Source organism: Providencia sp. PROV261, from assembly GCF_028477945.1.
In the GTDB taxonomy this organism is placed as follows: domain Bacteria; phylum Pseudomonadota; class Gammaproteobacteria; order Enterobacterales; family Enterobacteriaceae; genus Providencia; species Providencia stuartii.
Map to the genome: position 1 here is coordinate 36,128 of NZ_JAMPMC010000037.1, position 10,153 is coordinate 46,280.

A 10,153-nucleotide genomic window follows, 5' to 3' on the forward strand; every position below is an offset into this window, starting at 1 on the left:
TAAACACTTGCTCCAGAGTGAACTAGTCATTTATTTCTGCAATTACGCTATCTGCATCAATATAATCACCCTTATTGACAATATATTTCAGCGTACCGGCACGGTGAGCGATCACCTGTACTTCCATTTTCATCGCTTCCATAACACCAATAACCTCTCCTTGAGCAACCGTGTCGCCTTCTTCAACTAACCAACTAAACAGTACGCCTGAAATAGGGGCATTCACTTGCTGATCTTGTGCGACCGCTTGATGATTCGTTATTGAAACCTGCTCTGTCGATGGCATCGCTAACCCAGCTAACCATTGTGTCGGTAAACCAAGCTCACAGCGCTTCCCATCGATTTCAATAAAGGTACGCGTTATTTGTGGGTTATTTTGTGGTAATTGCCGTTTTGCTGGTGCAAGCTCAACAGAAAATTCAGTTTCAATCCAGCGAGTATGCACATTAAACCTTTCACAAAAGTCAGCATGCTCCATCACCGCGCGATGGAAAGGCAGTACGGATGCCACGCCTTCAATCGAAAATTCGCCTAAAGCACGGCGAGCGCGCTGGATAGCTTGTTCGCGTGTATTGCCAATGACAATCAGTTTTGCCATTAAAGAATCAAACGTACTTGGGATAGTCGCCTCTGCCACAACACCACTGTCTAAACGGATACCCGGGCCGGATGGGGGATCAAATTTAAGGATAACCCCCGGTGTGGGTAAAAAACCATTTCCTGCATCTTCTGCGTTAATACGAAACTCAAAAGCATGCCCTCGTGGTTTAGGGGTTTCGCGGATACTTAATGGTAAACCTTGTGCTATCTGTAATTGCTCAATGACTAAGTCAATCCCTGCGGTCTCTTCGGTAATAGGGTGTTCAACTTGTAAACGCGTATTCACCTCAAGAAATGACAATTTGCCATCTTGGCTTAACAAAAATTCGACGGTTCCCGCCCCCACATAATTGGCGTGACTACAAATATCGACAGACGCTTTAATCACTTGTTGTTGTAATTGTTCTGATAAAAATGGCGCTGGTGACTCCTCCACTAATTTTTGATTTCGTCGTTGTAAAGAACAATCACGCGTTCCCACGACAACCACGTTGCCAAATTTATCCGCAATAACTTGCGCTTCAATATGCCGAGGATTATGTAAAAACTGCTCTAGGAAACACTCGCCTCGCCCAAAAGCCGCTGTCGCCTCTCGCACTGCAGAGTGATATAGCTCCTCTACCTCTTCCATGTGCCATGCTACCTTTAAGCCTCGACCGCCACCGCCATAGGCCGCTTTAATCGCAATCGGCAAACCATTGGTATGGGCAAATTCAACGACTTCTTTGGCCTCTTTGACAGGCTCTTTGGTTCCTGCCACTAAAGGTGCGCCGACCTGCATCGCAATTTGACGAGCTTTGACTTTATCACCCAATATGTCAATGGTTTCAGGTTCTGGGCCAACCCAAATCAAGCCCAACCCTTGTACCGCACGAGCAAACTCTGCACGTTCTGATAGAAAACCATAACCAGGGTGAACCATGGTTGCCCCTGATTTTTTCGCTACCTCAAGTAATTTATCCATATCCAGATAGCTTTCGGCGGGTGTACTTCCCGATAATCCATATGCTTCATCCGCCATCTGAACATGCAATGCGTTAATATCGGGATCCGCGTAAACCGCGACTGAATCGAAGCCAATATCCCGACACGCACGAATAATGCGAACTGCTATTTCGCCACGGTTTGCGATCAATACTTTATGTTTAGTTTGATTATTCATTGTAGGCATAAGTATCCCGACTCCCTTCATATTCTTTAAATACCCCGATTGGGTTAAATTGTATTTGGGCATTAACGGGTAGCTGCCCCGCTAAATCCAAGTGATATTCACATACCGCACCAATAACCGGATAACCTCCAGTTAACGGATGGTCATTCAAAAATAAGACCGGTTGTCCATTCGCAGGGATTTGAATTGCCCCAATACACGTCCCCTCACTGGGTAACTCTTGATGTATTGCACGCTCAATAGCCGCATCGCCCGCCAAGCGTAACCCGATACGATTGGATGCTGCCGTAACCTGCCATAATTGTGACGTTAACCGTTGTACCGCCTGTGGAGTAAACCAATCAGTTCGAGGCCCTAAAATGATATCTAGCACCACCACATCACTCGTACTTGGGTAGTTAAATGCAGGTTGTTCATCAAGTGAAATAGCCGTTGGTTGTTTAAGTGATTTAACCGCTAATGTCTGCCCTACCGTTAATGGTGCAGGCCCTACCTGTGCCAATGTGTCAAAAGAACAGCTACCAAGAACAGGCGTACTTTGGATGCCACCGCGTATCGCAAAATAGCTACGCACGCCTTTTGTTGCCGTTCCTAAGCGAATAATATCCCCCGAGGCTAAATGAATCGCTTGATATTGCTGTGCGCAATAGGTAACACCTTCGGCTGTCGTAATTTCGATATCACAACATGCCCCTGTGACTGCTACCAATAACGGTTTATTTGCCTGTGCTTTAAAACCCCCTTGGGTAATTTCCAGCACTGCTTCATGGATTGCATTTCCTACCAACCGATTTGCGCTTCGTAGCGCGCCTTTATCCATAGCTCCGGATTCAGAAATTCCCAATGCAGCCTGCCCTATTCGCCCAATATCCTGTAATAACGTTTGTAATCCTGTGGCAAGGACAGTGATATCACTACGTTGGCTATCCTTATGATGCGCAACTGTTGGCTGAGGTAGGCTATAGGTGATCCCCGTTTTCGCAGCATCAACAAAATTGACACGATACCCCGGTTTTAACAGTGCAGGCTCTGTGCGATGTAAATCCCATACAGCCGTTGGTGTAACGCCAATTAATTGCCATCCCCCTGGACTTGCTTGAGGATAGACGCTACTGAACTCGCCAGCTAAAGCAACAGAGCCAGCCGGAATTCGGATCCGTGGTGATGGCCGACGTGGTACATTTAATTGGGCATTTTTTGCAACCATATAAGCAAACCCTGGTGCAAAGCCACAAAAAGCCACTTGGTATTCATTGTTAGTGTGTCTTCTTATTACTTCATCAATTGACACCCCTAGGTGTTCAGCAACATCAGCAAGATCTTCACCGTTATAGTGAACAGGGATAGTCACCAACTGGCCTAATTTAAGATCCGCCTTCGAAATATCTAACCTTTCAATTTCATCAATGATGATATTGGCATTCGTAATAACAGGATTAAAGCGAACTAAAACGGTTCTTGCTGCTGGTGTAATTTCTTCAATCGCAAGCTGACGTGACATGTTACGCAGCACATCCGTCAGAGCCATTGTCTCTTCAAGACTTTGTAGCTCAATCATAAAAGTGCTTAAATTGACAGGTAAAAATCGCATTAAACCCCCTTATACATGATAGGCTGCATCAGGAATATCCGTTATAAACATATGCCCCGGCGCATGGCTTAAGGCAAATGGGACGCCTGATTTCATCACGGCTGCTTGTGGCGTTACACCGCAAGCCCAAAACACAGGTATTTCTCCCTCTTCAATGCGAACTGGATCGCCAAAATCAGGTTGCATAATATCGACAATCCCTAATTGTTCAGGGGCGCCAATATGAACAGGGGTTCCATGAACCGATGGAAAACGCCCTGTAATACTGACCGCATCCGCTACACGATCCGCAGCGATAGGCCGCATTGAAACCACGAGCTCTCCATGTAATCGCCCCGCTGGACGGCATAACCGATTGGTTTTATACATTGGCACATTGGTTTTATCCGTGATATGCCGTACATCAATACCCGCTTCTATCAATGATGTTTCAAAAGTAAAGCTGCAACCGATTAAAAAAGTCACTAAGTCAGTGTGTTGATGATAAATCTTGCTGGCATCCGTGATCTCATCCACCAGTTTCCCCTGTTGCCAAACGCGATAACGAGGAATATCCGTTCGCAAATCGGCCCCTTCAGCCAAAATGGTTTGCCAACTCCCCGCTTCGCATACATCCAGTACAGGGCAGCTTTTCGGATTGCGTTGTGCATACAATAAAAAATCAAAGGCCCAATCACGAGGCAACGCAATCATATTGGCTTGAGTCAATCCAGCAGCCAAGCCCGCCGTCGGTTTATCAAAACCTTGTCGAATAGCTTCTCTTGCGGCTCTTGCTGCCATAATCGCTTTTTCTGACGCCTTAAATAAACTTGTCATAGGGCCCCTCCCGAAAAAGCTCTGATTTCAACACCATGCTGTTGTAATAACTCACGCACATTTTGCGCCATCGCTAATGCCCCAGGGCTATCACCATGAACACAAATAGAGCCCGCTTCGATCGGCGTAAAATCCCCTTCAATTGATATTACTCCCCCTTCATTCACTAATTGCAGCATGCGCTGTGCAACTTGCTCAGGATCATGTAATACCGAACCGGCTTCCCGACGGGAAACCAAAGCACCATTAGAGTGATAAGCCCTATCCGCAAATGCTTCTGCAATAACGGTTAGCCCTCGCTCTTTGGCCCATCCAATCAGTGGCGAGCCTGCAAGTGCAACCAAAACTAACTGTGAATCGATAGCGCATATCGCATCAATAACAGCCATTGCTTGACGCTTATCATGGGCGATGGTGTTATACAGTGCCCCATGAGGCTTAACATAGCTGACTTGGCAACCAACCGCAGTTGCAAGCCCTTTAAGTGCACCTATTTGATAAATAACATCAGCGCTCAGTTCATCCGAGGCGATATCCATATTGCGCCGCCCAAAGCCCACTAAGTCTGGATAGCCTACATGTGCCCCTACCGTAACATGGTTCAATTTCGCCGCTTTTAATGTTCGCAAAATACCTTCTGGCGAGCCTGCATGAAAACCACAGGCGATATTTGCACTACTGACAATTTTCAGCATGGCTGTATCATTGCCCATTTTCCATTGACCAAAGCTTTCCCCGAGATCACTGTTTAAATCGATGATTTTTTTCATTGTTCTATTTGACCTCTATTTCAAGTAGTTAAAAATTGCTTCAACCGACATAGCCCCCATATACCATGTTAATGCACAGACAATGATACCGGACCATAACAACCAACGTGGATAGTGATAGCCGGACATCAAATCGGCACGTTTCCACCCGATATAAACAAAGATGGTTAAACCAATCGGTAAGATCAGACCATTAAACCCACCAGCAAAAACTAATAATGCGGCAGGTGCGGTTCCCATCATTAAGTAGACCGCCAGCGATATTGCGATAAATAAGATGGTGGCAATATTACGTTGCCTTTCTGTGATGGATTTTTTAAACGCGGTAATGAAACTCATGGAGGTATAAGCAGCACCGATAACACTCGTTAATGCAGCCGCCCATAAAATCAACCCGAAAATGCGTAAGCCAAAATTCCCAGCTGCCGCTTGGAAAGCTTGAGAGGCAGGGTTAGCAGCTTGGCCTGATATATCAATTGTCACGCCACTTGCCACCACACCAAGAATGGCAAGAAATAAAATATAGCGCATTAATCCGACAACTAAGATCCCTTTAGTTGCAGCGCTTGAAACAACATGGATGTTTTCAACTCCAACAGCCCCTTTATCTAGTAAACGATGGGCGCCGGCATAGCAGATATAGCCCCCTACCGTACCGCCAACAATGGTAGTAATCATCGCAAAATCAACGGTATCTGGTAGCACGCTTTGGCGTAATGCTTCACCAACGGGTGGATTGGAAGCAAAGGCCACAAACAGCGTTAAACCGATCATGACTAGGCCTAACAAAATGATCACGCGGTCAATGAAGGTACTCGCTTTACGGGAAGAGAAGATATATATCGCTAACAGGGCACTGAGCAGCCCGCCCCATTTGGGATCTAACCCGACAAGGGCATTTAACCCTAATCCAGCCCCTGCGATATTACCGATATTAAAAATCAAACCACCAAAAATCACCAATACTGCAAGCAGATAGCCACTTCCGGGGATGGTGGCATTAGCGATATCCGATGAATGCATTTTGGTTAGAGTAACCACTCGCCAAATATTCTGCTGCACCACAAAGTCAATAATAATGGATGCCAAGATCCCAAAAGCAAACGCGGCTCCTAAGGTAACAGTAAAGGTTGCTGTTTGAGTAATAAAACCTGGCCCTATTGCAGATGTCGCCATTAAAAATATTGCCCCAATCAATGAGGTACGCCTATTTTTTATGAACTCTGCTGTGCTGGTACTTTCTTGAGCTGCCATGTGCATACTCCTTTCGGATTGTTTTTGTCGTTATCGATGTTGTGTTAGTTATAAAGGCAATAATCATGCCATTGTTCTACCAATACATATTATTGTTAATCTATCTTTAATATATTGTTGAACAATTAATAGTGAATGGCGAATTAACAAGCAATCAAAATCGTGGTTTGCGATTTAAAAATCAAAGACCGATCACTTTTTTAACAAAACACATAAATAATTAACATTTTTTGAATGCTAATTACGGCTAAATGCACCATATGAGTGCAAGAAACGATGGATTTGTGCTGAGCATGCACCAAAAGGAGCCTTGAAGCCGACTAGGGAATATGTGAAGATAAACTCTTACACTGTTCCTCATTGGCTCATACCTAAACCTATTGATATGACTAAACAACCTGTTGTTCAGACCTTAGCTGTTACTATCGCCGAAACGATCCGCTACAAAATCACGGTTGGGGAACTTACGCCAGGCCAACGTTTGTCGGAAGCCGCTCTTAGTGAAGAGTTAGATATTTCTCGTAATACTCTGCGCGAAGTATTTCGTGTTTTGACACAAGAAGGGTTACTTACTTATGCACCAAATAAGGGCGTATTTGTTTCAGTACCCGATATGGCGGCTATCATCGACATTTACCAAGTACGCCGATTAATTGAATGTGATGCATTGAAGCAAGCCTATGCCATGCATCCTGCCGTACAGAAAATGAAGCAAGCCGTCAACGAAGCTCGCGAACAAGAAAAGATGGAAAATTGGATTGGTGTGGGAACAGCCAATATGAAATTTCACACTGCCATTGTTGAGTTGTCTGATAGCGAAAGACTAATTAAGCTCTACCGTAATATCGCCGCTGAACTACGGCTAGCTTTTGGTCATCTTAATGATCCTAAGATTCTATATGCCCCTTATATCGATAAAAACCAGTCGATATTAGAGCTATTAGACGCCGGGCGTAACCTTGAAGCGGCTGATACATTGAGCCGTTATTTAGATTTATCAGAGCGAACCTTGCTCGCCGCCTTTAAACGAAAACAAGCCGGCTATTAATTCTCTTTATTAATAAAGTGTGAAAGCCATCAATCTAGTACTGGTCAATCCTGAGGAATTCAGAGCCTGTTTACACAAATAGGATCCCCTGCTTTTCTGTTATCAACTATATTGGTAAATAGGAGCAAGATTTCAATAACTCAGTGCTAATTCTTTCTGGCAAGAGGCATTAATCTATTTTTTGCGATTTAAAGAAAAACTTATCTAAAAGGAATAGCTTGAATGATTTTACGAGCAGAAGACTTCCCTAGATAGTAATAACCTAAATAGGGTAATTACAATGATATATTGTTGAGTATACTATGACGGCGCCTATTATATTTTTTAGTAACTTAGTTTCATCTTTACCCGTTTTCTAATTTCTGCTATTTGGTTATCTAACTCTATATTTTCTACTAGCGACATAGAAGCAAGTTCAGATACACTGACATTAAAAACAGAAGACAATGCACTAATTGTCTCTATATTTGGGACTTTATTATTTTCAATTCGCTGAATAGTTCTAGTGATGTTAGTTGAACGAATTGTGCTTGAGACTACGCTCTTTCTAATCTTATTTGTTTAACTTTGTTTTCAAGGAAAAATTACATGAAGAAAACATTCGATGAAACTATAAATACCTTGCGGGAATTAGGCTTAATTTATGATGATCAATCTCCACGACTTCCTGAGGCTATGCCCAAGTTTGATGATCCTGATCCATGTGGATTCAGTATTTTTCGAATGGGCATAGAAGACTTAGACCTAAGCGCCTTAGACATGAGAAGGACATTTTTTTCTCGTTCAGAAATAGTCGGCTGTGACTTCACAGACACTGACTTAGCTGAGTCAAATATGTGTTGGAATGATTTTATAAGCGTCGATTTTACACGCGCTAATCTAGCAGGTGTGGATCTTCGTGCGTCTATTTATGAAAATACAAATTTTACAGAGTGTAACTTATCCGGTTCCGACTTAAGGCTAGCTGAATTTAATAATTGCATATTTACCTTAGCTAATATGCAAGGAGCAAAGCTGACTAAAACAGCTGGAGAAGCTCTTCCTCTTTCAATACAGCAAAAAGAACAAATAGATTGGCAAGACACTGAAGGCGAGGAGCCAAGCGGAGGTTAACGATTTATAAAGAAAAAAATCATCATTTGATTGCAAATCATGATTTATCAGTATGGTGTAAGCATCATACTGATCCTGATTTCATGTATTCTTACATTCGCACGAATGAGATCAGATGGGTGAGCTTACCTATAATATTAAACTCAATCTTTTACATGTCATATTTTGAAATTAAGTTAAGCATTCAATATATAGTCACACAAAATAAATTGTATGCATATCCAATAATATTATTATATTTCAAGTTCTTTTTAGTTATTAAATTGATCTAATAATCCGTTAAATAAAGTATATTATCCCTACAAACTTTGTATGATTAACAATCGAATAGTACTTAAAAAATAGAATCACAGGTTATTAGAGGGCTCACCATCTCATGCACCTAAAATAACGAGTTAAATTGACTTTTAATCTGTATTTCCTCTTGTAAATAATTTTAGCTACATCAAGCAGCATAAAAGAAGATAAATTAATTTTATCTATAACGCTAATGAGATATCGCTTGCTGCTTTTACTTTTTGCTCGTATAGATACCTTACTAGGACGAAGTAAAATTTGGATATTCAGCGTCTTATTTTATTGTTCTGAATATAAGTATTCAGGACAGTTACTTTCAACGCCATAACCGAGAGAGTAATATAGTTTAAGAGCTTTAAAGTTTATTTTATCATAAAAATAAAGCCCTTCAGTACTTAAACAAGTCGCAAGATTTAAAGTGTGATGACTGTAACTTACAGTGAAATTTGATGCATCTTGGGCTGTAAAATGAATATTCATCTTATTGTTTTCGTCATAAATAAAAGCAAAAAACAGACCATTATTGTTATCATGCAATTCTTTTTTGTAACTATATTTAAGTAATAAATCGCTATTTATCGAGTTATATCCATCATTACCTTTTTCAGTCTTTTGAAAGTCACGCCCATTCATATGGTAACACTTGACTTTATTATTGCGTTCATTATTTATACAAACCGTGACCGTTTTGTTGTTTAAATTACTTTCAGTTGAATACAGTATGATTTCATTAGGAAAATAGGATAAGAAGCCAGCACTTAAGATATTGTTATCCATTGCAAATGTCATGCTGCTGAATAAAAATAAAATTGACAATTTATAATTCATTTTATTAATAGCCCGTCTCATATACCGATGAGAGTACCATTCTACCCTCATTTGGCTTTAATGTATATATTATTTCTTCCATATCATTATTTATTTTTATTTCTAGATTGCTTTTGTTTTTCCATGTATAACTTCCCCTTTCTTTTCTTTAAACCTTCGTAACTCGATTTATTTTCCAGTTATTTCCCTGTTTAACTAAGATAATCTGTAAATTTAATTTTGGCTCAGTGCCGTCACCTAAAATTAAACTTATTTTTGAGTAAGCATCAGTTTGCTTAATTTTTAATATCTTTATACTTTTTTCCCAAGAGGGATAATTATCCTGAGATTTTATAAAATAATTAACATCTGTCTCAATCCAAGTTCCATCCCAGTTACAAACAATATTCCCTCTATTTTTTCTGCACTCTTGTTCTTTTTTACAAATTTTTTCCAACTCTTTTTCATCTACATCCGAATCATAGTGACATATTGACGAATAGTATAATTTTAATGCTAATTCAGGGGTTACATAGTTCTCCACTAGACTTTCTTCATTTATATTTTTGAGATAGCCTTCATAAAAATTCACAACAACTTCTTCGGGAGATAACCCTGAACTTGCAGTTGATGAAACATTATTTGTCCTAGAATTGTCGTTAACATGCCCATTAGCTATGCCTATT

Annotated in this window: 10 protein-coding genes; 2 read left to right on the forward strand and 8 right to left on the reverse strand. The window is 41.1% G+C overall.

The window, feature by feature from the left end:
- Positions 1–22: 22 nt before the first annotated feature.
- From PR675_RS17670 to PR675_RS17690, 5 genes are read right to left on the reverse strand one after another with little or no spacing between them, the layout of a single operon-like run.
- The gene (locus PR675_RS17670) at positions 23–1,762 is read right to left on the reverse strand and encodes an acetyl/propionyl/methylcrotonyl-CoA carboxylase subunit alpha (RefSeq protein WP_060561181.1); all 1,740 of its coding nucleotides are present in this window, start codon (positions 1,760–1,762) and stop codon (positions 23–25) included.
- Positions 1,755–3,362, reverse strand: a complete 1,608-nt coding sequence (locus PR675_RS17675; RefSeq protein ID WP_060561100.1) for a 5-oxoprolinase/urea amidolyase family protein — start codon at positions 3,360–3,362, stop codon at positions 1,755–1,757. Before PR675_RS17675 ends, PR675_RS17670 begins: the two co-directional genes overlap by 8 nt.
- A 9-nt stretch (positions 3,363–3,371) precedes the next feature.
- The gene (locus tag PR675_RS17680) at positions 3,372–4,178 is read right to left on the reverse strand and encodes a putative hydro-lyase (protein WP_004920961.1); all 807 of its coding nucleotides are present in this window, start codon (positions 4,176–4,178) and stop codon (positions 3,372–3,374) included.
- Entirely contained in the window at positions 4,175–4,948 is a 774-nt protein-coding gene (locus PR675_RS17685) for a LamB/YcsF family protein (protein WP_060561101.1), read from the reverse strand. Before PR675_RS17685 ends, PR675_RS17680 begins: the two co-directional genes overlap by 4 nt.
- 15 nt (positions 4,949–4,963) lie before the next feature.
- Entirely contained in the window at positions 4,964–6,202 is a 1,239-nt protein-coding gene (locus PR675_RS17690; RefSeq protein ID WP_014656216.1) for an NRAMP family divalent metal transporter, read from the reverse strand.
- A gap of 385 nt (positions 6,203–6,587) precedes the next feature.
- Here PR675_RS17690 and PR675_RS17695 point away from each other — a divergent pair, with 385 nt between their 5' ends.
- On the forward strand, positions 6,588–7,250 hold the full coding sequence (locus PR675_RS17695; RefSeq protein ID WP_004920968.1) for a GntR family transcriptional regulator: 663 nt from the start codon (positions 6,588–6,590) through the stop codon (positions 7,248–7,250).
- Between the two features lie 324 nt (positions 7,251–7,574).
- Here PR675_RS17695 and PR675_RS21045 read toward each other — a convergent pair whose 3' ends face one another.
- Positions 7,575–7,802: a helix-turn-helix domain-containing protein gene (locus PR675_RS21045; protein ID WP_081045576.1), complete on the reverse strand. Its 228-nt coding sequence runs from the start codon at positions 7,800–7,802 to the stop codon at positions 7,575–7,577.
- 36 nt (positions 7,803–7,838) lie between these two features.
- Here PR675_RS21045 and PR675_RS17700 point away from each other — a divergent pair, with 36 nt between their 5' ends.
- Positions 7,839–8,363 (forward strand): pentapeptide repeat-containing protein, encoded by a 525-nt coding sequence (locus PR675_RS17700; RefSeq protein ID WP_060561102.1) that lies wholly within the window; start codon positions 7,839–7,841, stop codon positions 8,361–8,363.
- A gap of 576 nt (positions 8,364–8,939) precedes the next feature.
- Here PR675_RS17700 and PR675_RS17705 read toward each other — a convergent pair.
- The gene (locus tag PR675_RS17705) at positions 8,940–9,488 is read right to left on the reverse strand and encodes a hypothetical protein (protein WP_014656218.1); all 549 of its coding nucleotides are present in this window, start codon (positions 9,486–9,488) and stop codon (positions 8,940–8,942) included.
- A gap of 148 nt (positions 9,489–9,636) precedes the next feature.
- Positions 9,637–10,152 carry a DUF3828 domain-containing protein gene (locus PR675_RS17710; protein ID WP_272582846.1) on the reverse strand — a complete coding sequence of 172 codons (516 nt, stop codon included), beginning with the start codon at positions 10,150–10,152 and terminating at the stop codon, positions 9,637–9,639.
- Between the last annotated feature and the right edge of the window lies 1 nt (position 10,153).

Bases quoted from the DNA above. Each gene is read 5' to 3' on its own strand.
- PR675_RS17690 (WP_014656216.1), bottom strand. From the start codon at position 6,202: ATGGCAGCTCAAGAAAGTACCAGCACAGCAGAGTTCATAAAAAATAGG.
- PR675_RS17695 (WP_004920968.1), top strand. From the start codon at position 6,588: ATGACTAAACAACCTGTTGTTCAGACCTTAGCTGTTACTATCGCCGAA.
- PR675_RS17705 (WP_014656218.1), bottom strand. From the start codon at position 9,488: ATGAATTATAAATTGTCAATTTTATTTTTATTCAGCAGCATGACATTT.
- PR675_RS17680 (WP_004920961.1), bottom strand. From the start codon at position 4,178: ATGACAAGTTTATTTAAGGCGTCAGAAAAAGCGATTATGGCAGCAAGA.
- PR675_RS17685 (WP_060561101.1), bottom strand. From the start codon at position 4,948: ATGAAAAAAATCATCGATTTAAACAGTGATCTCGGGGAAAGCTTTGGT.
- PR675_RS17670 (WP_060561181.1), bottom strand. From the start codon at position 1,762: ATGAATAATCAAACTAAACATAAAGTATTGATCGCAAACCGTGGCGAA.
- PR675_RS17700 (WP_060561102.1), top strand. From the start codon at position 7,839: ATGAAGAAAACATTCGATGAAACTATAAATACCTTGCGGGAATTAGGC.
- PR675_RS17675 (WP_060561100.1), bottom strand. From the start codon at position 3,362: ATGCGATTTTTACCTGTCAATTTAAGCACTTTTATGATTGAGCTACAA.